The following is a 24134-nucleotide window of genomic DNA, read 5'->3' as shown; positions in this document are numbered from 1 at the left end:
CACCCCATCAATTCATTTTACGAAAACATTTTATTCGCGCATAAAGTAAAACTGGCCTATAATATGACTATCACCCAGGAGGAGGAATTTCATATGAACATACATATTGAAGATCAGGCTGCCCAATGGTATCAGGAAGAAATGCTCTTGAATAAGGGTGACTTCGTCCGCTTTTTTGCAAGATATGGCGGCTGCAGTACTGTCCAGCAAGGATTCTCATTAGGAGTCTCTAATGAACACCCACATAATGCAGGAGTCCAGATTGAAAAAAACGGAATTACTTACTTTATTGAAGAAAAGGACATATGGTACTTTGATAATCATGATTTATTCGTGACATTTAATGAGAAAGCACAGGAACCTGAATTCAAATATAACAATGGGTAAAAGAAGCAGATCCGGCCTGCTTCTTTTTTTTCAAAAGATAAGAATAAATTCTGAAGTTAGATAACTGTCCAGCTCCGGGCGCCTTCCGCTTTTCTTATAGCAGCCGTTCCAGCTGCTCCCAGAGCTTCTCCTTTTGAAGGATTTCTTTCTGCCTGGCACCAATCAAATCATAGTGCGAGTACCCATCATTACGATAGTCAATCCACTCAGGCTTCAGGCCATGTGCTTCTCCCCATTCTATCAATTTCTTCAGATCCGAACACCCGACCTTTGTGACTGTTTTACAGCCCGGGAAGCGATCATCTATCCAATAATGGGTTAAAAAAGCAATTTCTCCACGATCTATTTTCATCTTCCATTCTTGAAGATCTTTTCTGCGAAGACCGAATGCCATATATTTTCTCCATCCTTTAAGCAGTAAGCAAAATTATTTGACAGCACTCTCAGGCTGCTTTTTAGCTTCTTCGTATGCTTCATGCCAATCAGGATATTTCTTTTTAATTGAAATCGGCCGGAAATTATCCTTTTTGACACAAACATGCTTGGACAAGCCTGTTACCGCAAGATCTCCTTCATCATTGTAAATCTTATATCCATAGCTGACGCGGAACCCGTCATACTCTTCAATCCAGGTTTTTATTGTCGCGGTTTGACCATAGCGCAATGGTTTTTTGTAGGAAGCCAGGATATCCAGAACAGGCGAAATGATGCCATCCTTCTCCATTTCAGCATAACTGAACCCCAGATCTTTTATGATCTGTGTCCGGCCAAGCTCCATCCATACCAGATAATTGGCGTGATACACGACTCCCATTTGATCTGTTTCTGCATATCTTACTTCTATTTCTTTTGTTGAAATGAGCATCCCTATTCCCCTTTGCTTATCTTATTTAAAGCGATTTCGAAATCTTCTTTTTCCAAAATGCTAACCTGCTCAATATCCTCTTCACTTGCTGATATAATTCTCATTGCCTGTGCCTGAATTGCCTCATCCGCAAGGTTGGCGGCAAAGCGTCCATTCCCATTTACTTCCACCTTTGATAAGGTGCGGTTAAGGTAGTCCCCCGCTTCTTCCGTAAGCTTATATTCATATTGTCCAGCATACGAAATGATAATTTCCAAAAGCTCTGCCGTTGAATAATCCTTAAAATGAAAGAACTTTTTAAATCGGGACTTTAACCCGGGATTGCTTGACATTAGCTTCTCCATCTCATTTGGGTAACCCGCTAAAACAACGACAAGATTTTCGTTATGTCTTGTCATTTCATCCACTAATGTATCGATGACTTCTTTTCCGAAATCTCCTGATGTCTGTGAAAGTAGTGAATAGGCCTCATCGATGAATAGGACGCCGCCTAACGCCTCTCTTATCTTTTTCTTTGTTTTGATGGCGGTTTGGCCTACATAGCCAGCTACAAAATCAGCACGGCTCGCAACCATCAAATGTCCTCGTTTAAGAAAACCGCATTCCTTCAGCAATTCTGCATAAATCTTGGCTACAGTGGTTTTCCCTGTCCCCGGATTACCGGTAAATACTGAATGCAGCTGGATAGGGACTACAGGCAGCCCTCTTTCACGGCGCAGCTGCTGCATCTTTACAAATGACACTAAGTTATGAACTTCTGTTTTGACTGTTTCAAGTCCGATTAACTGGGCAAGCTGCTCTTGTGGATTCATCAGCTTTTCTTCTTCTTCACTTTCAAAATCTTCTTTCTCCAGGAGTGTATATGACATGATGTTTTCGTTCTTTTCAGCTTGGGATCCTTTTCTAAAAATGGCATCAAGGACAATGTTTCTGACAGTCCTGGCATTTCCGAACGTATCATCAACCCGCTCTTTTTCAATTCGTTTGCCCAGTTCCTGCATTGCTCCTTTTGTCAGGACATAATCATTATCCGCGGACAGCTTTTCAGCAATCTGGAGAAGCTCCTTATTAGAATAATCAGGCAGTGCAATAAAATTCGACTCTGGGAAACGGCTCCGAAGGCCAGGATTGCTGTCCAGAAATTGTCTCATCTCTTCTGGATAACCGGCCATGATAACCGCAAACTTTCCACCATATTCAGTCCCGGTCATTAGCGATACAAGAGTATCAATGGCTGTTTGTCCATAATCGCTGCCGGTCTGTCCCTCGCGCTTTAAGCTGTACGCCTCATCAATGAACAGGACTCCACCGATTGCCTTTTCAACAGCCGCCCTGACATTTTCCTCTGTTTGCCCGACAAATCCGCCAACCAGCTGTGACCGATCTGCTTCGATTACTTCTTCCCGCGGCAATACACCCAGGCTATGATAAATCTTTGCCAAAAGCCGGGCGATAGTTGTTTTGCCTGTACCTGGATTGCCAGTTAGAATCATATTGAGGCTGAGTTCATCTTTCGTTTGAAAACCAAGTGACTTACGTTCGTTTTGATATTTTAAAAAACGGTAAAAATCATGAACTCTGCTTTTGACCGAGTGAAGGCCAACCATTTCATTAAGTTCATCCAGGGGATCTTTTGGTAAAACAGACTCATCTTCCTCCGCATCAAATATCTCTTTCCATTCATTTTTCAATCTATTAATGGCATTCAAGTGCTTTTTCATATCGGTGTAGTAGGTTGAAGTATGAAAAACACCAGATATAGATTGCTCATATTCTTCAGATGCTTTTAAAAGAAAAGCTGTTTCTTCAATAGCTTTTTCAAGTATTTCAGTCAGCTTCCTATATTCAACATCCTCATAGGCATGCTGCTTTTTCTGCAGATCTTCTAACTCATCATCTGATTTATTGATAAAGCTTCTGCAAATTTCTATAAATTGCTCAGCTGTCTTTTTTTTTGCTGCCCTGTTATCGGTCTCCCGAATCGGCGGGAAGGTCAGGGTTTCAAGAAGATTGCTTTTATTTTTCCACTCCGATTTTCCTAATTGGGCAGCCGCCATACTATTGCCGCTGTCCAGTTCAACAGCTTTCTGCAGCCATGCACTGGCAAGAGTATCATCAGTATACCTGCTTAACCGGGAAATAGCGGCAATGGTCAGTAATTCCGAAAGCAGCACGGGATCTGCCTTTTCATTGATGTTTTTAATAACATTAAGCAATTCTGCTTCATTTTGTATGTATCCGTATTGATCAAGCTCATTTTTCCAATGATAAGCCTGACCCTCTGCAGGTTTTGCCTGTCTTTTCTGCTGTGTCATCGATTATCACTTCTTCTTCTTAGTTTCCACAACTTATCTTACCATATTTCTATAATTATCTATAAGTATGCGCTTCTAATCATGATCTTCCAACAGAAAAAGACCTAATCACATTGGATCAGGTCTTTATAGGATGTTAATAATTATTGTTCCCGTTATTGCCGTTCTGCTGTGCCTGATATTCGTCCTTTATTTCTGAACGGAATGAAGCCAGGCTTTCCCTGCGGCGTTCATTTTTTGCTTCAATCCTTGCTAGATCCTCAGCATTTGCATACTTCATTGATTCTTCAGCTTCGTCCATATTCTCGATAGTATGAACGATCATGGATTGAAGCTTTTCGACGTTATCGCTGCGGTCATCTGGATTTGGTCTGTTATGTGCCATGGTTTGTTCCTCCCTTTATTAGGTGATGGTACAAATTTAGTTTGTGAAAGAACAAGAAAAATATTGGCGGAAATGTGTGGGCAGCTTGCCTGAAGGTATGCCTGACCTTTTAAAACAAAAACCTGCCAAAAGAATGGCAGGTTACTTACAATTATTCGCCTTTAGTTTGAATTACTTGAGCATGCTGTCCGGATTTGTCCTGCATTTTTTTGCCTTTATTGCCGCCAAATCCGCGTGATTGTGTACCAATATGGTTCGGAGCAAAATGATTAGGGTGTCTTTTTTGATTACTCATTGATATCCCTCCTCATTTTAAGTATGGTCAAATGCAGAGGGTTTCATGATTGGCAAGTAATTCTATTCGGCCTTATTAAGACGTTTAAGCTCGAGGCGTTCTTCGATTTTTTCCATTGCATCTTGATCTTTAAGCAGCTGGCGTTTATTTTCTGACACTAATTCAGCAAAGGAGCGTTTTCTAGGCTTTCTCATAAATCTTTCACCTTCCTTTAATACCATTGTAACAGTCATTATCTCCAGAAACTCTTTAAATTATTACAACTTTTTGAAAATTTAATCCGCACATACTCAGAATACGTGAAAAAAGTACATAAGGTTCGCTGTTAATTGTAAAATATTCAGAAAAATTATTCTCCCAATTTAATTTCCTTTTTTTTCAGCGGCCTAAACCCCTAAAAAAAAACATCTGCTCTCTGCAGATGTTTTTTTACATTTCATCTATATACTGATTCATAATCTCCAGGGACATCACACTTAAGTATTTATTCCGTATAATTCCTTCTTCATCAATAAAAAAAGTGGTAGGAATCGTTATTATTTGATAGGCATTAGAGGCTTTTTCACCCTCATCGAGCAGTATTGGAAAATTCACGCGCATTTCTTCTGCAAAGCCGGCAACATCAGATTGAGGATCGATGTTCACTGCTAAGATAGCCACTTGATTTCCCTTTTGATTATAGAATTTTTGAATATCAGGCATTTCAGCTTTACAAGGAGGACACCAAGTTGCCCAAAAGTTGAGCATGACTTTCTTTCCTTTATAATCTGAGAGCTTTACTGTTTCGCCCTGAAGGTTTTTCAATTCAAAATCTGGGGCTTTCAAGCCAATTCCTAAACCAGTTTGATTTACAGGATGACTCACGACTTCATCTTTTTCAACTGCCTGCACCACAATTATTGCAGTAGTAATTATTAATAACACAGCAGCCGCAAACATTCTTTTGAACATGCTATTTTCCCTCCCGGCTATTAAAACCATTTGCTTCCTTGATTGTATTTTAACCTAGAAAAGCAAAATTAATAAGGTTCTGAACAGCCAATAAGACAGCATAAATGTGACAGATCCGTAAACAATTCCATACATCCATTTTTTGAGCGGATAGTTGTATTTCTTAATTTCCATTACTATATAGATAAATGCCAATATAGTCCCTAAAATGGCTCCTTTCCTTCCACCTGAGAAATATAAAATTCCTATAGGGCTGGTTAGAATATTTTCTGTTTGAAAGAGAATGGAACTAAACTTAAAAGTAAAAAAGCCAATGAGCATTGAATTAATCATGACATTCAGAAAGATTTTTTTAAATTCCCCGTGGTCTCTTAATGCATTTGCTATAGTAAAATAAGCTACTATACCTGAGAGCAGGACTAAAAGCCATTCATACTTCACTAATAAAGGTCCAATCAAAAAAGCACCCAATTTCAGCCCCTCCAAAGTTAATATACATTTAAGATACCTAAGCCCGTATATTTTGTAAATAAAAAACCGCTATGTGAACGAGCACATAGCGGCAGTTTAAATTAATTTGCCAATTTATCACGAAGAACCATTTGCAGGATTCCGCCGTGACGGTAGTAATCAATTTCAACTTCAGAGTCGAAACGTACAAGAACTTCAAAAGTAGTCTGATTCCCGTTTTCATCTGTAGCTGTAACCTTAACAAAGTCACGCGGTCTAACATTTTCATCGATTTGAACATCGATCGTTTCTTTTCCTGACAAGCCAAGAGTTTCTGCACTTTCGCCTGCCTTGAACTGAAGAGGAAGAACACCCATTAGAACAAGGTTTGAGCGGTGGATACGCTCATAGCTTTCAGCAATAACTGTTTTAATACCAAGCAAGTTCGTACCTTTTGCAGCCCAGTCACGGGAAGATCCCATTCCATAGTCTTTGCCGGCAAGAACTACTAATCCAGTTCCATCTTCCTTGTATTTCATGCAAGCATCATAGATGGAAGTTACTTCGCCAGTTGGCCAGTAAGTTGTGAAGCCGCCTTCTGTGCCTGGTGCGATCTGGTTGCGGATACGGATGTTTGCAAATGTACCGCGCATCATCACTTCATGGTTACCGCGGCGGGATCCATAAGAGTTAAAGTCGCGTGGTTCAACGCCATTCTCGCGAAGGTATTTTCCAGCTGGTGTATCTTTGCCGATCGCACCTGCCGGAGAAATATGGTCAGTTGTGACAGAATCACCGAACTTGCCGACAACACGCAATCCTGATAAAGGTTTAACTTCATCAGCATTAGGAGTTAAGCCTTCAAAGAACGGAGGATTCTGGATATATGTTGAATTATCATCAAATGAATATAACGGCTCATTGCTTGTTTGGATTTGGTTCCAGCGGGCATTATCATCAAATACATGCTCATATTCTTTACGGAACAATTCAGGTGTAACAGTCTGCTTAACCACTTTATTAACTTCAGCAGTAGATGGCCAAATGTCGCTAAAGAAGACATCGTTGCCATTCTTGTCTTTTCCGATTGGCTCGTTTTGAAGATCGATATCGACCGTACCAGCCAGTGCATAAGCGACTACTAATGGCGGAGAAGCCAGGTAGTTAGCTTTCACAAGCGGATGGATACGCCCTTCAAAGTTACGGTTACCGGAAAGAACAGATGTTACAAGAAGATCGCTTTCAGCTACAGCCTTTTCGATTTCTTCTCTTAATGGGCCGGAGTTACCAATACATGTTGTACAGCCATAACCTACAAGATTGAATCCAAGCTGTTCCATGTATGGAAGAAGTCCTGAATCACGCAGGTATCCAGTAACAACCTTAGATCCCGGAGCCAAAGAAGTTTTTACGAACTTAGGAACTTCCATTCCAAGTTCAACTGCTTTTTTCGCCACTAAACCTGCTCCAACTAAAACATAAGGGTTTGAAGTATTTGTACAGCTAGTAATTGCCGCAATAGCAACAGCACCCGTTTTCATCTTGGTTGAATCGCCATTTGCAAATTCAACAGTGATTTCTTTGTCGATTTCTTTCTTATCCAAGCCGAAGCCCTGGTTGCCTTGAGGAGCTGTAATAGCGTCATTGAATTCCTTTTTCATAGCAGAAAGCGGAATTAAGTCCTGTGGACGTTTAGGACCTGAAAGGTTCGCTTCGATTTCGGAAAGATTGATTTCAACTACATTCGTATATACTGGCTCTAGAGATGGATCAAAGAACATTCCATTTTCTTTGCAGTATTTTTCTACAATTTTGATTTGCTCTTCTGGACGTCCAGTCAGGCGCATGTAATCCAGGGCTTCCGCATCAACTGGGAAGAATCCGCAAGTAGCTCCGTATTCTGGTGCCATGTTAGCAATTGTAGCACGGTCAGCCAATGGAAGCTGTGTTACCCCAGGGCCGAAGAATTCTACAAACTTGCCAACCACTCCCTGGCTGCGCAGTACTTGAGTTACCTTTAATGCAAGGTCAGTAGCAGTTGTTCCGTTAGGAAGCTCGCCAGTAAGCTTAACCCCTACAACTTCAGGCACAGGGAAATATGAAGGCTGTCCCAGCATGCCTGCTTCAGCTTCAATACCTCCTACACCCCATCCAAGAACGCCGATACCGTTGATCATAGTTGTATGGGAATCAGTACCTACAAGAGTATCAGGGAAAGTTTCGAAATCGCCTTCCGTTGTTTCAAGAGCATGAACAACATTCGCAAGGAACTCAAGGTTTACCTGGTGAACAATACCAGTTGCAGGCGGAACTGCACGATAGTTGTCAAATGCTTTTTGTGCCCAGCTCAAGAACTGGTAACGCTCAGCATTGCGCTCGAATTCAAGCTCCATGTTGGCTTCAAGAGAATCAGGTGTACCATACTTATCTACCTGTACAGAGTGGTCAATAACTAGATCAACCGGTTTCTCAGGATTGATTTTGTCAGGGTCCCCGCCCATGTCAGCCATTGCCTTACGCAATGAAGCCAGGTCAACCACTGCCGGAACTCCAGTGAAGTCCTGCAGAATTACACGTGATGGTTTGAAAGGAACATCTACTTCTTTTACTTCAGAAGTTCCCCATTTTGCCAGGTTTTCAACATGCTCTTTTGTAATTACACGGCCGTCATATTGACGAAGTACTGATTCCAATAATACCTTAATAGAATAAGGCAATTTGGTAACATTACCTACTCCAGCTTCTTCCAGAGCGCCTAAATGATAGTAATGATAGCGCTTCCCGTCCAGATCAAAGGATTTGCGGGAATTGAACACATCATTCTTTGCCAAATGTATTACCCCCTCTTTCAATAAACATCATATACCAAGTGTTAGGTAATTGTCGAAAAGTTTGAATTTTCATCCATCCTTACTTTTCTCACAATTCCTATATTAATACAACCTGTTATATAAGTAAATAACAAGAAAGTTATTGTTTTTGATAAGTTTTTCTTATCATAATTTCTTATTTACTTCATTTAGCCTTTTAAATGCCGTAATTGATAGCGTTTTTCAATTAGAAGATAAAACCTGTTCTTGCTTGGTTATTATACTGATAAAACGAAAAAGAGGAATCTCATGTCTAAAAAACAACATAAATTGACATCATCCATGGAAAAATACAAGTACGGAGGTGATTCGCTATGGCTAAAAGAAAGTCTAATCATATTATAGAGGGTATGAATGCTGCAACAGGGCAGGGCATGGGCACCGGATACAATGAGGAATTTGCCAATGAACCCCTGACAGAAGCGCAAAAGCAAAATAATAAAAAGAGAAAAAAGCATCAGTAAATAAGAAAAACGGAAGCGCCTTGCCCACCTTCGACTCGGGGAGGCAGGCTGCTTGCGCCAGAGAGTTATGAAAATCCACAATATTGTTACAGTAAATTACCCGGCTGGTCGCAGCCGGGTTTATAGGTATTTATATTTATAACATTCTAATATTGGTTGACATCATCAACCATGGATCGCAAGTCCTGCTGGAATCTCTCCAATTGTGCCCGCTGATGATCGGATGCAACCTCAAGTGCATTCTCAATTTGAGCGTACGCTTCATTTACCTCCTGCTTAAGATGTTTAAGCTGATGGCCGTAACTGGCAGAATCTTTTACAATTTCAGCATAAAGCTCCTGTGCATCTTCCATTCCCTGCTGTGCTGCCTGAAATGCCTGCTGTTTATCTTTATGATATGGCATGCTTTTTTCACTCCTAATAAAATTTGTACCATTAAATTGCGCAATAGAACCATAAAATATTCCGCGAAATCACTCAGGTGGAAATCTTGAATTTCAGCCACAATTTGCAAGGCAATTTCCCATGAAAAAGAGCCACACTAACACATGAGATGATGGTGAGTTCCACCTTCTATCTTATTTACCCAGAGCTTTAAGACGGCAGCACAGTATGGCCGCTGCCTGGAGCGGAAGTCAGCATTCTATATTATGAGGAGGGCATCAAATGAATAAAAACAACGGCAAAGACATGCGAAAAAATGCACCCAAAGGGCATAATAACGATGGACAGCCTGAACCATTAAGCGGCTCAAAGAAAGTGAAAAACCGTAACCATACCAGACAAAAACATAATTCCCACCATGATATGTAGTGTTTAATCAAAAGCAGCTGCCTTTAAATCAGGCAGCTGCTAGAATTAAATAGCAGTTAATGCTTTTATTATGATGTCCTCTTCATTTGCAGTTACCGCCCGCAGATCAATCAATATTTCTTCTTTATGTATCCTCACTATTATGGAAGGAGTACAATCAATCCTTAACTGGCGGCCAATATGTTCCGCTGAATAACGCCGGTGCTTTAAAACGGCAATCCAGGATGGCAGTTCAACATCGGGCATTGTGCCTCCCCCAACTTGCCCTGTGCTTTCTCTCATAGAGCATTCATAATCCTTCGCTGCTGCTTTTAGTCTGTGAAGAAATTGTGCTGTTCTCGTTTCGAGTTCACCACTGGTCGTCAATACATCATGGACTACCGGAATATTATTAAGCCCCGCCTCCCCTTTTAAGTAATCAATAAGCGTGCCTTCGAGCGCTGCAATTGTCATTTTATCAACTCGAAGAACCCGGGCAAGCTGGTGTTTTTTTAGTTTCTCGATTAAGTCCTTTCTCCCGGCAATAATCCCTGCCTGCGGACCGCCTAAAAGCTTGTCCCCGCTAAAAGAAACGATATCTGCCCCCATTTTTATCACATCGCTTACGGCTGGCTCATTTCCGATTCCTTTGCTTTTAAAATCAAACAGTGCACCGCTGCCCAAATCTTCATAGAATATGATGTTTTTTTCTTTGGATAACTGGGCAAGTTCGTCAGTTCTAACTTCTTTGGTGAAACCAATTATTTTAAAATTACTCGTATGTACCTTCATAATCATGGCTGTATCTTCATTGACCACTTGTTTATAATCTTCTAAGTGGGTTTTATTCGTTGTTCCTACTTCAACAAGCTTCGCACCGCTCTCTTCCATTATGCTTGATACCCTGAAGGAGCCTCCGATTTCAACAAGCTGACCGCGGGAAACTATTACTTCTTTTTCTTCAGCAAGAGCTTTTAGGATGATATAAACGGCAGCAGCATTATTGTTAACTGCCATCGCTGCTTCTGCTCCTGTCAGCTCTTTGACCAGGCTTTCCAGGTGACTATGCCTGGATCCCCTTGCTCCTTCACCCAAGTTATATTCCAAATTGGAATAGTTCATGGCAATTTCAAGCATATGTTCGGCTGCTGATTTGCTTAAACGTGCCCTGCCAAGATTAGTGTGAAGAATAGTGCCAGTGGCATTGATAACCCTTTTTAGTGTATATCCATACCGAACAGTGATTGCCTCTTCGGCTTTTTTAAATATAGCTTCCGTAAACTTTTCCGTACCTGGCTCCTCACCCGTCCAATTCCCGCCAAGAATGTTATTCCTGATTTCAGAAATAACCTCTTTTAAAATATTCGTTGTATGTATAAAGTCAAGTCCATACTGTTTCATTAAATAAGTAAAACGCCGGTCTTTTTGCAGTTCATGAACCGGTAAAATATTTCTGACTGTACTTTTCATAAAGATCCCTCCAGCACTTGCCTGATTATTATATCATTTTTCACTATTTTGCATGAAATGAATACTATAGATTGAAACAAGGGGGTTTTGAAATTGAACAAAAAGGAAGATTTCCATCCGTTTAATTTGGATGAATTGGAAAAATGGATGGAGGATTATTACCTGGACCCGCTTTCATCGTATTTGGATCAAATTACTTTTCGCATCGACTTATATGATACGGAAGCGGAAATTATCGTTGAGGCGCTTTTAACAGGATGCGTTTCAAAAGATGTAACCGTTTCCTTAAAAGAAAACACTGTGATCATTAAAGCGGTTAAAATAGATGAAACTGACCCAATTCGCTGCGGCCAGCCATGTATGCGGAAGGTAAAGCTGCCTTTTTCAGTTATTAAAAACAAGGTAAGTGCAGATTTTTCCAATGAGATATTAGAGATTTTTATAAATAAAAATGAAGCTGGGCCAGGATGCGATAGAGATATCAGCATCAGTTGAAAAACTGAGATAGAGGTAGCCTTTTTGCCCTTTGTTTACATAAAGTGAAACTTCAATCAGTGGGGTTCTATCACCCGCTGATTGTTAGTTGAACCAATCGGGCCTTTACGGGCAGTTTGACCCCCGATTATCCTCCTTTGATTCCTCTGAGTCTTAAAAAAGCGGGAGTCTTACTGCCCGTTAGACTGCGATAAAATTGATATGGATCAGTAAAAAACCTCCTCCCTAGGGAGAAGGTTTGGCAGTTTATCCCTGCATCTTTTCAATAATTTCTTTGGTTTTAGGAAAAATGCCAGTATCGAGCTTAGAATAAAGCTTTTCTCCATTTACTGTCACTTCAAAAGCTCCGCCTTTACTTGGAACCAGTTCCATTTTTGAAATCTCAGAGCGAAAATGTGTAAAAAGTTCTTCCGCGAAACTCGCGGCTTTTGGTGCGTAGTTTCACATCATGCAAAATTCAACAGTTACTTCATATGCCATGTTTAAACCCCCGTGTGTAATTTGCTAAAATGTAAATATAATGACATTTTAGTATAACTATTTCATTACTGCAAATTGATTTGTTTTTCCTTCTTAATCGCTAAAAAAGAAAAAAATTCATGGAGTGATCTTATGGATGCACAGAAATACTTAAAACGGATTGAAGTATCGGCTGAACGTAATCTGGATCTTGAATATCTGAAAGAACTCCAGAGCAGCCATATGCACAAAATCCCTTTTGAGAACTTGGATGTAACAAGAAAAATTCCCATTCAGCTGGACACAGATGCGTTTTCTGAAAAAATTCTTGAGAGAAGCCGGGGAGGCTTTTGCTATGAATTAAACGGTCTTTTTCAACACCTGCTGTCAGAACTGGGATTTCAATCCCACTTAATTTCCTGCACCGTCAAAAAGCCGGATGGATGGGTCAGAGAAGATTCACATGCAGCCATACTGGTTTTTTTAAATCAAATTCCTTATTTGGTGGATGTAGGATTTGGTGATTCCGTCAGGCAGCCTTTGCCTTTAACAGGTGAGGAAAAAACAGATGTAAGCGGATCTTACAGGATAAGAGAGTCGGGTAAAGGAATATATGATCTTCAAAGACTTGAGGATGGTGAATGGAGAATTCTTTACCGTTTTTCTGATAAGCGAAAGCAGCTGGATGACTTTTATGATGCATGTTTGTTCAATCAGACTTCTCCTGAATCCCATTTTACACATGGCGACCTGGCCACTATCGCGACAAAGAACGGCCGTGTTACACTCTCAGGATTGACTGTCACTAAGTCTGAAGAAGGCACAAAAGAAAAATATGAACTAACCGAAGAGGAAAAAAAGGAATTTCTCTGCGAGCAATTCAAAATAAAACTATAAAAGGGACAGCCATACGGCGTCCCTTTTGCTTTATCATAATTTTGTTCTTAGTTTATCAAGCATATCAGCAGTCATCTTGGCTAAATCGAAGTCTGCTTTGAATCCCCACTCTTCTTTTGCTGCTCTTGCATCAATCGAATTCGGCCAGCTGTCGGCAATCGCCTGGCGCACAGGATCAACCTCATAGGAAATTTCAAACCCGGGAATATGCTTTCTGATCTCTGCCGCAATCTGTTCAGGTTCAAAACTCATTGCAGTTACATTGAAGGAGTTGCGGTGAATGAGTTTATCTGCATCGGCTTCCATTAAATCAACGATGGCATTTAATGCATCCGGCATATACATCATATCCATATATGTGCCCTGGTCGATATAAGAAGTATAGCGGCCATTTTTAATCGCTTCATAGTAGATCTCAACAGCGTAATCAGTCGTTCCGCCCCCGGGAGGAGTAACGTAAGAGATTAAACCTGGGAATCTCAAGCCTCTAGTATCAACACCAAACTTGTAATAGTAGTAATCAGACAGTAATTCGCCAGCAACCTTGTTCACGCCATACATAGTAGTTGGGCGGTGAATGGTATCCTGCGGAGTGTTGTCTTTTGGCGTAGACGGACCAAATGCGCCAATGGAGCTTGGCGTAAAGAATTGTGCGCTGCACTCTCTAGCCGTTTCAAGTGCATTCATAAGCCCTCCCATATTTAAATTCCATGCAAACACGGGGTTGGCTTCAGCTGTTGCTGATAACAGGGCTGCCATATGGATAACTGTATCCACATTATATTTTTTGGCTGTATCCAGCATTGATTTTGCATCAGTAACATCAACCATTTCAAACGGTCCTGAATGGGCAGCTTCAGACTCATTTTTTCTGATGTCTGTTGCAATAACATTATCTGTTCCATAGATTTCTCTTAATTTCAAGGTTAGTTCAGAGCCGATTTGACCTAAAGCTCCAGTAATCATAATTCGTTTCATCTTATTCCTCCAACATTTCCTCTTTGCCTTATAGATTTTTCTTTAAATAATCAAACTTAAATAATTCCCATTTCTTTGCCGACTTTTTCATAAATGGCAATAGCCTGATCCAGCATTTCTTTCGTATGTGCTGCAGAAGGCATATTTCTTACACGTCCCGTTCCCCTCGGGACAGTCGGGAAGACGATTGATTTCGCATAAACGCCTTCTTCATTGAGTTTTTTGCTGAATTCCTGTGTTTTTACTTCATCTCCAACAATACAAGGAGTAATTGGTGTTTCACTGTAGCCAATATCAAATCCTAATTTTTCCAGGCCATCCTTGAGGTAATTGGCATTTTCCCATAATTTTTCATTCAGCTCTGTGCTTTCCATCAGCAGCTCAATGGCTTTCGTGCTTGCTGCTACATCAGCAGGTGTTAATGATGTTGAAAAAAGGAATGGTCTGCTGCGGACTTTCAGCCAATCAATCAAGTCCTTTTTGCCGGCCACATATCCACCAACAACACCTATTGCCTTAGAAAGTGTTCCGATCTGGAAATCGATTTTATCGGAAAGGCCGAAGTGTTTAACAGTCCCTGCTCCTTTTCCAAGTACTCCTGAACCATGTGCATCATCCACATATGTGATCAGATCGAATTCTTCGGCGATCTCCACGATCTCAGGAAGCTTTGCGATGTCCCCATCCATTGAGAAAACGCCGTCAGTAATGACCATGATTTTGTTGTACTGTCCAGATTCTTTTGCTTCCTTCGCTTTTGCCCGTAAATCTTCCATATCAGAATGATTTACGCGAATAATCTTAGCTTTCGAGAGACGGCATCCATCAATAATGGACGCATGGTTTAATTCATCAGACAGAATGGCATCATTTTTATCCATAACAGCTGAAATAGCTGCCATGTTACAATTAAAACCAGACTGGTATGCGATGGCTGCTTCTGTATGTTTGAACTCAGCAAGCTTTTCTTCAAGTTTTGTGTGAAGTTCAAGCGTTCCATTTATAGTGCGGACAGCACCTGCTCCAACCCCATATTTCTCAATTGCTTCGAAGGCGGATTTTTTAAGTCTTTCATCAGTTGCCAAACCTAAATAGTTATTGGATGAAAGATTGATTAGTTCTCTTCCATTGATTTTGATTATAGGGCCATTTGGGCTTTCAAGAGGGTCGATTACGTTGTAAAGTCCTCTATCCTTTAAATCCTCCAGGTTTTCCTGTAAAAAAGCATCTAAAATTTTGCTGGTCATCTCAGTATCCCCCAGTACATTTTTATTGAATGTCGTCAACTCATACACAACTGTATTTTCAGAGCGGACATTATTTCATTAAACAAATAAAGCTATGTAAAGGTTTTTCAATTTATACTTTAACACATTTTTTCAATTTGTACACTTATGAAGGACAGATTTTCTATCAGTTTCTTTAATACTGCCTGATAGGTAGTTTGCCCTTTTAATTTCAAAAAAATTTACCCGGAACATTTTAGCTCTGTTGAATAAACATGCACACAAATGATCTGTTTACTCTATGAAAACACAGGGAACCAATCAAACATAGAACAATAGGTCAGGCATTAAGCCTTTGGAGGTATTTAATATGAAACATCCGCTAAATGTAACTTCGGAAATAGGAGAATTAAAGACGGTCCTTCTGCATAGGCCGGGTAAGGAAATTGAAAATCTCACACCTCAATATTTGAAAAGACTTTTATTCGATGATATTCCCTTTTTGCCCGCCATTCAAAAAGAACATGATTATTTCGCCAATATACTAAGCAATCGGGGAATTGAGGTCTTATATCTCGATAAATTGATGACAGAAGCCATACAGCAAGACGAGACTAGAATCTCTTTTATTGAAAAAGTCTTATGGGAAAGTCAATCGAATATAAATGGTTCCTACGAAACAGTAAAAGACTATCTCTTATCTCTTCCGCCTGATGAGCTGGTAAAGAAAGTGATGTCAGGTGTCGTAAAATCGGATATTGATCAGGATAAGAAAATTCATCTTCATGAACTGATGCCGGATCATTATCCTTTTTATCTGGACCCAATGCCCAACCTTTATTTTACCCGGGATCCTGCTGCGGTTATAGGTGAAGGCATTACCATTAATCGAATGCATGAACCTGCAAGGAGACGGGAGTCCATTTTTATGGACTACATCATGAATCAACATCCCCGTTTTAATAAACATGAAATCCCTGCTTACTTTAAACGTGATGATCTCTACTCACTGGAAGGCGGAGATGAACTGATATTGAGCGATGAAGTGGTCGCCATTGGCGTCAGCGCAAGAACTTCTGCACAAGGGATAGAAAAACTTGCAAGGGAACTATTCACCCGCCAGAAATCCATTAGAAAAGTTGTGGCAGTTGAAATCCCCAAAATCCGGGCATTCATGCACCTGGATACTGTATTTACGATGATTGATTACGATAAATTCACGTACCATCCTGCTATTGAAGATAGAGACGGCAGTATGAAGATTTACATACTGGAACAGGATGAGAATTCCGATCTTCTTAAAATTACAGAGAAAAACTCTTTGAAAGAAACATTAAAAGAAGTTCTTTATCTTGATGAATTAGTGTTAATCCCTTGTGGAGGAGGCTGCCCAATTGCATCGGCACGCGAACAATGGAATGATGGATCGAATACACTCGCAATTGCTCCCGGTGTAGTTGTAACTTATGACCGGAATTATGTCTCAAACGACATCCTCCGTCAAAATGGGGTAGAGGTTATTGAAATTCTCAGCTCAGAACTCTCAAGAGGACGGGGTGGCCCAAGATGCATGAGCATGCCGATAATAAGAGAAAATATTAACTAGTAATTCGGGCGGTTCCGGAACCGTCCGATTTTTTATGAGTACTATTTTATTCCAGAGATCCCTCCTTCTCCTTCCCTCCATCAAAAAAACAAGTTCTTTTAGAAAAAATCGGAAATATAAATATACTAATGTCCTTTTCAAACAAGCATTCGCCTGCTCTTTTTGTAGAATGTTTTTCTTAATAATTTATATTTATTTATAATAATTATAAAAAAGTATTGATTTTACTTTGAGAAGTGTTATCATTACAAATATAAGCAAGTTATTAAACTATTATGAGGTGATTATAGAATGACAAAAAAGAATAATCTTACGACAAGCTGGGGCGCCCCAGTTGGCGACAACCAAAATTCAATGACTGCCGGCTCAAGAGGGCCAACATTAATACAGGATGTACACTTGCTGGAAAAACTCGCCCATTTTAACAGAGAACGTGTGCCTGAGCGTGTTGTTCATGCAAAAGGTGCCGGTGCACATGGCTATTTTGAAGTTACAAATGACCTCACTAAATATACAAAAGCCGCATTTCTTTCTGAAGTAGGCAAAAGAACGCCTTTATTCGTCCGCTTTTCAACTGTTGCGGGTGAATTGGGCTCAGCTGATACTGTACGCGACCCACGCGGCTTTGCGGTTAAGTTTTATACAGAAGAAGGCAACTACGACCTTGTAGGGAACAATACGCCTGTATTCTTTATCCGGGATGCAATTAAATTCCCTGACTTCATTCATACACAAAAGCGTGATCCAAAGACACATTTAAAAAATCCGACAGCAGTTTGGGACTTCTGGTCCTTATCCCCTGAATCGCTGCACCAGGTAACCATCTTAATGTCAGACCGCGGCATACCTGCAACCCTTAGACATATGCATGGATTCGGCAGCCATACATTTAAATGGGTAAATGAACAAGGTGAAGGTGTCTGGGTTAAGTATCACTTTAAAACTGAACAGGGCATTAAAAATCTTAGCGTGGACGCTGCAGCGAAAATGGCTGGAGAAAACCCTGATTACCATACAGAGGATTTATTTAATGCAATTGAAAATGGCGATTTCCCATCATGGAAACTATGCGTGCAAATCATGCCGCTGGAAGATGCGAATACTTACCGCTTCGATCCATTCGATGTAACAAAGGTATGGTCACAGAAAGACTATCCATTAATTGAAGTAGGACGCATGGTACTGAATAAAAACCCTGAAAACTACTTTGCTGAAGTTGAGCAGGCTACTTTCTCTCCTGGAACGCTCGTGCCGGGGATTGATGTTTCACCTGACAAAATGCTCCAGGGACGTCTGTTCGCCTACCATGATGCACATCGCTACCGCGTAGGTGCGAACCATCAGATGCTGCCAATCAACCGCCCTAAGAACGAAGTCCAAAACTATCAGCGTGACGGTCAGATGCGCTTCGACAACAATGGCGGAGGTTCTGTTTATTACGAGCCGAACAGCTTTGGAGGACCTGCTGAGGCACCGGAGCACAAGCAGGCTGCATACCCTGTTTCCGGTTTAGCCGAAAGTGTTGCCTATGATCATAACGATCATTACACACAAGCCGGTGATCTATACCGCTTAATGAGTGAAGAGGAACGCTCCCGTCTTACGGCAAACATTGTTGCTGCCATGAAGCCTGTAAAAAAAGAAGAAATTAAGCATCGCCAGATTCACCATTTCTTTAAAGCGGATCCTGATTATGGTACACGTATTGCTAAAGGTCTTGGCCTGGCAGTTCCACAGGGAGTTAAGTGAACCAATAGAAATAGCGAAAGGTGCCAATAACCTGATTGGCACCTTTTTTCCGGGTGAAGTGTTAGTGTGACCCCCTATTTGCTGATCCCCCAACATTACTTCCGCGTCATGGCCATCCTGATTAATCCTTTGTCTTCCTTGTGCAAGGTTGGCTTCATGTCCATCTTAAGAAGCTTCCTGGTCCCCCCTGCCCATTCAAGCAAGAGGAGGAACTAAACGAAGCAACAGACAAAATGGCAGATGCCACCCCTGAAGAGCATAAGGAGCATCTTGAAAAAATGGTCAAATCCGGGACCATCTTAATGATGGCGGCTTTTTATTCTCTGGATATTAAAATTGAGAAAGCAGCGCGGGTGGCCTCTCTTTGGAAATGGTCATTCAAGGTTATCTTGGGAATTGGAAAAATCCGCTCATTTGCAGGGAATTATGTGATTCCCTGATTTAGCAGGATTCTTTCCGCCTATTTTTCAATCCCATAAAATCAACATCCAGCTTTAATAGAGCCTTTAATTAAGAAAAAGGCAGACTTCAATTTACCCCTATAATCGAATTACATTTTTCACAAGAAATAACTTTAGATAGAAAAAACAGTCTAAATCTAGTAAGATATCCACATGGAATATTAGAGAAGGGGTAAAAAAATGAGCGTATTAAATGTACAAAATTTAAGTCACGGTTTCGGTGATCGTGCGATTTTCAATGATGTGTCTTTTCGACTTTTAAAAGGTGAACACGTTGGACTAGTTGGGGCAAATGGTGAGGGTAAGTCTACTTTCATGAATATTGTTACCGGGAAGTTACAACCCGACGAGGGGAAAGTTGAGTGGTCACGAAAAGTTCGTGTTGGTTACTTAGATCAGCATGCTGTACTAAAAAAAGGCACTACGATGCGTGACGCTTTGAGTACTGCTTTTCAATATCTTTTTGATGCTGAATCAGAGATCAATGAACTTTATGCAAAAATGGGTGATGAAGGTGCTGATATCGATGCATTACTTGCAGAAGTTGGCGAGCTACAAGAAACTTTAGATAGTAATGATTTCTATCAAATTAATTCAAAAGTTGAGGAAGTTGCTCGCGGCCTGGGATTAGACGATGTTGGACTTGATCGTGATATAGATGATCTTAGCGGTGGGCAACGTACGAAAGTTTTACTAGCTAAGCTTTTGCTGGAAAAGCCTGAAATCCTATTACTGGACGAGCCTACAAACTATTTGGATGAACAGCATATCGAATGGTTGAAGCGTTATTTACAGGAATATGAGAATGCATTTATCTTGATTTCGCATGATATTCCATTCTTGAACAATGTTGTTAACTTGATCTATCACATGGAAAACCAAGAGTTGAATCGCTATGTTGGTGACTATGATAACTTCTTAAAAATATATGAAATGAAAAAGCAGCAGCTAGAGGCTGCATTTAAGCGTCAACAACAAGAAATTGCAGATTTAAAGGATTTCGTTGCTCGCAACAAGGCAAGTGTTGCGACTCGTAATATGGCGATGTCTCGTCAAAAGAAGCTCGACAAAATGGAAATTATTGAATTGGGGAGAGAGAAGCCGAAACCAGAGTTTATTTTCAAAGAAGCTCGTGCAGCCAGTCGTTGGATTTTCACGACTGAAGATCTTGTTATTGGTTACAATGAACCACTTTCTCGCCCTCTGAATTTGAAAATGGAACGCGGACAAAAAATTGCATTCGTGGGTGCTAACGGTATTGGTAAGTCTACTCTTTTAAAAAGTATTCTTGGATTGATCAGTCCCATTTCGGGTAAAGTGGAACGCGGTGAGTATCAATCCATCGGTTACTTCGAGCAGGAAGTTAAACAGTCCAACTACAACACTTGTATTGAAGAGATTTGGAGCGAGTTCCCAAGTATGAATCAGGCTGAAGTTCGTGCTGCTCTTGCAAAATGCGGATTAACGACGAAACATATTGAAAGTAAAATCGAAGTCCTTTCTGGTGGCGAAAAAGCCAAAGTTCGATTGTGTAAAATTTTAAACACAGAAACGAATTTATTAATTCTAGACGAACCTACCAATCACTTGGATGTGGATGCAAAAGAAGAATTAAAGCGTGCTTTAAAGGCATATCGCGGAAGTATCTTAATGGTATCCCACGAACCAGATTTCTATCGTGAAATTGCGACCGATATTTGGAATTGTGAGGATTGGACTACGAAAGTTTTTTAATTTCAGTAAACAAGTTTAAATGGTATTAGGTCAATAAGTAGACACAATCACACTCCCCTGCCGCGCAGGGGATTTTTCATTTCAGGCGCCATTTTTATCAGGTTCAAACATTGTTCACAAAAGATTCTTATTTACCTTTAAGTGCTCCATATAAACATTCTACTAAGATACTCAGGCCATTTCCTATATATGGATCACTCAAAAGCAATACAGGTACTGATTTCTTCGTGTATAATAAGGGAAGTTTTCAATAATGGAAGCGGTTAATAAATAATTGGCAAAGGACTTATAACATCCATGACAAAAAAGAAGATTGCCTGGATTACAGACAGCACTGCTTATATTTCTAAGGAGCTGCTCGAACACCCTGATGTTTATATTGTGCCTCTATCAATAACATTCGGTGAGGAGTCATTTGAAGATGGTATTGATTTAAACACAGACCAGCTGTACAGCCGTATCCGGACTGAAAAAGAAGTTCCTAAAACTTCACAGCCTTCTGCCGGGAGATTTGCTGAACTATTTGAAACATTGAAGATTGAATATGATGCTGCGGTTGCTGTACATGTTTCCAGCAAATTAAGCGGTACGATGAACAGCTGCCTGGCTGGATCAGAGCTGGCAGGGTTCCGTGTTTCCGCAGTTGATTCAAAATGTATGTCTTATGCCATTACGTCTTTAATATACAAAGGATTAAAGCTTGCTGAGAATGATGTGCCAGCACAAAAGATTGCTGAAATCCTGCAAAGTGAGGCAGATAAATCTGAGAATTATATTTTGCTTGGCAGCCTTGAGCAATTTTATAAAGGCGGCAGAATGTCAGGAACACAATACCTGCTGGGAAGCATATTAAAAATAAAGCCAATAATCCGCATTAACCGGAACGGGGAATTTGAATTGTTTGATAAAGTCCGTTCGGATAAAAAAGCAATTAAAAGACTGATAGAATTGCTCGGGGATGCATACGAAAACCACACCATTCCCCAGGTTCAAATCATGCACGGAAATGTGCTCGGCAAAGCGGAGGAATTGGCGGAGGAAATCAAATCACACTTTCCCCGCCTTGATATTATCATTGGTGAAATTAGCTCAACCATTGCTGCCCATGCAGGGGAAGGAACAATTGCCATCATTTGGCAGAATGAGAAATAGAAAAAGCACTCTCCCTAAGGAAAAAGGGAAAGTGCTTTTTTCTATTCAATCCATGTATACATATACTTTTCATCTTCTATTAACTTAGCTTTTTTCACCAATTTTAATGGCCTGAATGTATCAATCATAACAGCAAGCTCAAGAGTTTCCTTTTTGCCAATGCTTGCTTCTGTCTTCCCAGGGTGAGGACCATGGGGAATCCCGCTCGGATGAAGAGTGATGGAGCCTTCCCTGATACCCTTTCTGCTCATAAAGTTGCCTTCTACATAGTAAAGCAGTTCATCACTATTGACATTGCTGTGATAGTAAGGGGCAGGGATGGCCTCTGGATGGTAATCATATAATCTAGGAACAAAAGAACACACAACAAAGTTATGCCCTTCAAATGTCTGATGTACTGGCGGAGGCTGATGAACCCTTCCTGTAATCGGTTCAAAGTCTTCAATATTAAATATCCACGGATAGAGATAGCCGTCCCAGCCTTCCACATCAAGCGGATGATGATTCAGAATATGAGAATGTAAATATCCCCTTGTTTTCGTAATAACTTCATGTTCCCCTTTTTGATCATATGTTTCTAAGGTCTCCGGTCCCCGAATATCTCTTTCACAGAATGGACTATGTTCTAGCATCTGCCCATATTCATTCCTGTATCTTCTTGGTGTTGTAATTTGGCTGAATGACTCTACCAGGAGCACTTTAGTCAATTGCTCTTTGTCAGGAATTACCCGGTAAATAGTGCCAATTGGAATAATGACGTAGTCACCCGGATGATAGGTTAATGTTCCGAACATGGTCTGAATTTTCCCTGTGCCATAGTGAATGTAGAGCATCTCATCCCCATCACCATTACGGTAGAAGCTCTTCATCGGCTCTGTAATATTTATAGTGCCTATTAATAGATCATCATTCCCAAGCAGATATTCCCTGGCTGAAAGTGCATTTCCTTTCTTTTCGATTTGATCTGTAAACAAATGGCGATGCTTCAAGCTTTCCTGCTCCTCATACTCGGGGACATATTTTCCTATCAGCTCAGTACGTGCTACTTCTGTCGGCATGTAGTGATGATAAAGAATGGATTGGGTGCCGGAAAAACCCTTTGTCCCCATAACCTGTTCCCTGAAAAGGGTTCCATCCGATTTTTTGAAAGTCGTATGCCGTTTGTGCGGGATTCTTCCCATTTGACGATAAAACATATTTCCACCTCACTTGTTTGCAATTCGATTTTTTAAGACTCCAAGACTTGCAATCTCAAGCTCAACTTCATCTCCATGTTCAAGCCAGCGGTGTATATCTGTACCTAGCTCAAGGATGCAGCCGCTGCCAACAGTCCCAGAGCCTATCAATTCACCAGGGCAAAGGGTCACACCCTCAGAAGCACGCTCAATCATTTCGTAAAAAGAATAGTAGAGATCCTGCATATTCCCATCTGATAGAAGAGTTCCGTTTACTTTTGCTGTCATCGGCAAATCATAGCCATTTTCAACACGGAAATGCTCCAGCTCATCTTTTGTAACGATATATGGCCCTGCAGAAGTGGCAAAATCCTTCCCTTTTGCAGGGCCAAGACCTACCTTCATTTCTTTGCGCTGAATGTCTCTTGCACTCCAGTCATTTAAGATGCAATAACCGAAAATATAATCATCCGCTTCAGAAGCTTTGATATCCTTTCCTTCTTTTCCAATGATGCAGGCAATTTCCAGCTCATAATCAAGCCATTCGCATTGGCTGGGGCATGAAATTTCTTCATTTGGCCCCTTGATGCTTAAATGATTTGAGAAATAAAAAACTGGTATGTCATACCATTCGGGTATCATATCAAGTCCGCGGTTAGCTCTTGCCGTTTTTACGTGTTCCTCGAAAGCATAGAAATCCCGGAAGCTTTTGGGATTTGGAAGTGGAGCTTTTAAGGTGACTTCTGATAAAGGATATACCCCTCTATCAGTGTCCTTCAGTTTTTTGCTGGAAGATAAGTATTCCATAAAAAACTCATGATTCTCCAGGAATGCCAGCATTGTTTTGGGCAGAACACCATTGGTCGCTTCATGCATATCAACGGCATACTCCTCATTCTTCAGCCAGCCAGCTCTAATGGATCCATCTGATTTTTGAAAGGTTATGAATTTCATAGCA

Annotated in this window: 26 protein-coding genes; 10 read left to right on the top strand and 16 right to left on the bottom strand. The window is 40.6% G+C overall.

Annotated features, from left to right (window positions below; translation table 11 throughout):
* Positions 1-93: 93 nt before the first annotated feature.
* Positions 94-387, top strand: coding sequence for a HesB/YadR/YfhF family protein (locus tag ACR42H_RS11935; RefSeq protein ID WP_436376358.1), 294 nt, complete (start codon positions 94-96; stop codon positions 385-387).
* 94 nt (positions 388-481) lie between these two features.
* On the opposite strand, the gene ACR42H_RS11930 is transcribed toward ACR42H_RS11935, so the two are convergent.
* The 9 genes from ACR42H_RS11930 to acnA form a co-directional block, all read right to left on the bottom strand.
* A complete protein-coding gene (locus tag ACR42H_RS11930) occupies positions 482-781 on the bottom strand; it encodes a hypothetical protein (protein ID WP_436376356.1) in 300 nt (99 codons plus the stop codon).
* Between the two features lie 33 nt (positions 782-814).
* Positions 815-1252, bottom strand: a complete 438-nt coding sequence (locus ACR42H_RS11925) for an acyl-CoA thioesterase (RefSeq protein WP_436376354.1) — start codon at positions 1250-1252, stop codon at positions 815-817.
* Positions 1253-1254: 2 nt separating this feature from the next.
* Positions 1255-3567 carry an AAA family ATPase gene (locus ACR42H_RS11920; RefSeq protein ID WP_436376353.1) on the bottom strand — a complete coding sequence of 771 codons (2313 nt, stop codon included), beginning with the start codon at positions 3565-3567 and terminating at the stop codon, positions 1255-1257.
* A gap of 136 nt (positions 3568-3703) precedes the next feature.
* Positions 3704-3952 (bottom strand): small acid-soluble spore protein Tlp, encoded by a 249-nt coding sequence (gene tlp / locus ACR42H_RS11915; RefSeq protein ID WP_113880798.1) that lies wholly within the window; start codon positions 3950-3952, stop codon positions 3704-3706.
* A gap of 151 nt (positions 3953-4103) precedes the next feature.
* On the bottom strand, positions 4104-4247 hold the full coding sequence (locus tag ACR42H_RS11910) for an acid-soluble spore protein N (protein ID WP_009334718.1): 144 nt from the start codon (positions 4245-4247) through the stop codon (positions 4104-4106).
* 62 nt (positions 4248-4309) lie between these two features.
* Positions 4310-4441 (bottom strand): FbpB family small basic protein, encoded by a 132-nt coding sequence (locus ACR42H_RS11905; RefSeq protein ID WP_026041570.1) that lies wholly within the window; start codon positions 4439-4441, stop codon positions 4310-4312.
* Between the two features lie 235 nt (positions 4442-4676).
* The gene (locus ACR42H_RS11900) at positions 4677-5198 is read right to left on the bottom strand and encodes a redoxin domain-containing protein (protein WP_436376351.1); all 522 of its coding nucleotides are present in this window, start codon (positions 5196-5198) and stop codon (positions 4677-4679) included.
* Positions 5199-5252: 54 nt separating this feature from the next.
* On the bottom strand, positions 5253-5669 hold the full coding sequence (locus ACR42H_RS11895; RefSeq protein ID WP_436376349.1) for a hypothetical protein: 417 nt from the start codon (positions 5667-5669) through the stop codon (positions 5253-5255).
* 101 nt (positions 5670-5770) lie between these two features.
* Positions 5771-8479, bottom strand: a complete 2709-nt coding sequence (gene acnA, locus ACR42H_RS11890; RefSeq protein WP_436376347.1) for an aconitate hydratase AcnA — start codon at positions 8477-8479, stop codon at positions 5771-5773.
* 353 nt (positions 8480-8832) lie between these two features.
* On the opposite strand from acnA, the gene sspO reads away from it, so the two are divergent.
* Positions 8833-8982, top strand: a complete 150-nt coding sequence (gene sspO / locus ACR42H_RS11885) for a small acid-soluble spore protein O (protein ID WP_436376345.1) — start codon at positions 8833-8835, stop codon at positions 8980-8982.
* A gap of 146 nt (positions 8983-9128) precedes the next feature.
* Here the strand turns inward: sspO and ACR42H_RS11880 are convergent, their stop codons facing one another.
* Entirely contained in the window at positions 9129-9386 is a 258-nt protein-coding gene (locus tag ACR42H_RS11880) for a hypothetical protein (protein ID WP_009334724.1), read from the bottom strand.
* Between the two features lie 262 nt (positions 9387-9648).
* Here ACR42H_RS11880 and ACR42H_RS11875 point away from each other — a divergent pair, with 262 nt between their 5' ends.
* A complete protein-coding gene (locus ACR42H_RS11875; protein WP_009334725.1) occupies positions 9649-9795 on the top strand; it encodes a small acid-soluble spore protein P in 147 nt (48 codons plus the stop codon).
* A gap of 45 nt (positions 9796-9840) precedes the next feature.
* On the opposite strand, the gene selA is transcribed toward ACR42H_RS11875, so the two are convergent.
* A complete protein-coding gene (gene selA / locus ACR42H_RS11870; RefSeq protein ID WP_436376343.1) occupies positions 9841-11244 on the bottom strand; it encodes an L-seryl-tRNA(Sec) selenium transferase in 1404 nt (467 codons plus the stop codon).
* Between the two features lie 93 nt (positions 11245-11337).
* On the opposite strand from selA, the gene ACR42H_RS11865 reads away from it, so the two are divergent.
* On the top strand, positions 11338-11739 hold the full coding sequence (locus tag ACR42H_RS11865; RefSeq protein WP_113880791.1) for an Hsp20/alpha crystallin family protein: 402 nt from the start codon (positions 11338-11340) through the stop codon (positions 11737-11739).
* A gap of 246 nt (positions 11740-11985) precedes the next feature.
* Here the strand turns inward: ACR42H_RS11865 and ACR42H_RS11860 are convergent, their stop codons facing one another.
* Positions 11986-12219 (bottom strand): Rdx family protein, encoded by a 234-nt coding sequence (locus ACR42H_RS11860; RefSeq protein ID WP_347876530.1) that lies wholly within the window; start codon positions 12217-12219, stop codon positions 11986-11988.
* Between the two features lie 132 nt (positions 12220-12351).
* Between ACR42H_RS11860 and ACR42H_RS11855 the strand changes: the two genes are divergently transcribed.
* The gene (locus ACR42H_RS11855) at positions 12352-13095 is read left to right on the top strand and encodes an arylamine N-acetyltransferase family protein (protein WP_436376340.1); all 744 of its coding nucleotides are present in this window, start codon (positions 12352-12354) and stop codon (positions 13093-13095) included.
* 33 nt (positions 13096-13128) lie between these two features.
* Here the strand turns inward: ACR42H_RS11855 and ACR42H_RS11850 are convergent, their stop codons facing one another.
* Together ACR42H_RS11850 and ACR42H_RS11845 are read right to left on the bottom strand one after the other, a co-directional pair.
* Positions 13129-14073 (bottom strand): L-threonine 3-dehydrogenase, encoded by a 945-nt coding sequence (locus tag ACR42H_RS11850; protein ID WP_113880788.1) that lies wholly within the window; start codon positions 14071-14073, stop codon positions 13129-13131.
* 56 nt (positions 14074-14129) lie between these two features.
* Positions 14130-15320 carry a glycine C-acetyltransferase gene (locus ACR42H_RS11845; protein WP_436376338.1) on the bottom strand — a complete coding sequence of 397 codons (1191 nt, stop codon included), beginning with the start codon at positions 15318-15320 and terminating at the stop codon, positions 14130-14132.
* Positions 15321-15669: 349 nt separating this feature from the next.
* On the opposite strand from ACR42H_RS11845, the gene arcA reads away from it, so the two are divergent.
* The 5 genes from arcA to ACR42H_RS11820 all read left to right on the top strand — a co-directional run bounded on the left by arcA (position 15670) and on the right by ACR42H_RS11820 (position 22001).
* Positions 15670-16905, top strand: a complete 1236-nt coding sequence (gene arcA, locus ACR42H_RS11840) for an arginine deiminase (protein ID WP_436376337.1) — start codon at positions 15670-15672, stop codon at positions 16903-16905.
* Positions 16906-17196: 291 nt separating this feature from the next.
* Positions 17197-18654: a catalase KatA gene (gene katA / locus ACR42H_RS11835; RefSeq protein ID WP_113880785.1), complete on the top strand. Its 1458-nt coding sequence runs from the start codon at positions 17197-17199 to the stop codon at positions 18652-18654.
* Between the two features lie 140 nt (positions 18655-18794).
* Complete coding sequence (locus ACR42H_RS11830) at positions 18795-19094, top strand: hypothetical protein (RefSeq protein ID WP_436376336.1); 300 nt, start codon at positions 18795-18797, stop codon at positions 19092-19094.
* Between the two features lie 201 nt (positions 19095-19295).
* Positions 19296-20849, top strand: a complete 1554-nt coding sequence (locus ACR42H_RS11825) for an ABC-F family ATP-binding cassette domain-containing protein (RefSeq protein ID WP_436376335.1) — start codon at positions 19296-19298, stop codon at positions 20847-20849.
* A gap of 297 nt (positions 20850-21146) precedes the next feature.
* On the top strand, positions 21147-22001 hold the full coding sequence (locus ACR42H_RS11820; protein WP_436376333.1) for a DegV family protein: 855 nt from the start codon (positions 21147-21149) through the stop codon (positions 21999-22001).
* A gap of 41 nt (positions 22002-22042) precedes the next feature.
* Here ACR42H_RS11820 and ACR42H_RS11815 read toward each other — a convergent pair whose 3' ends face one another.
* Entirely contained in the window at positions 22043-23197 is a 1155-nt protein-coding gene (locus ACR42H_RS11815; RefSeq protein ID WP_436376331.1) for a homogentisate 1,2-dioxygenase, read from the bottom strand.
* 9 nt (positions 23198-23206) lie between these two features.
* Positions 23207-24130, bottom strand: a complete 924-nt coding sequence (locus tag ACR42H_RS11810; RefSeq protein ID WP_113880781.1) for a fumarylacetoacetate hydrolase family protein — start codon at positions 24128-24130, stop codon at positions 23207-23209.
* Positions 24131-24134 lie beyond the last annotated feature (4 nt).

Source organism: Cytobacillus sp. BC1816, assembly GCF_051353635.1.
GTDB lineage: Bacteria > Bacillota > Bacilli > Bacillales > Cytobacillaceae > Cytobacillus > Cytobacillus oceanisediminis_C.
The sequence above is the reverse complement of the archived record's forward strand: the minus strand, read 5'-3'. Positions and strand labels throughout refer to the sequence as shown.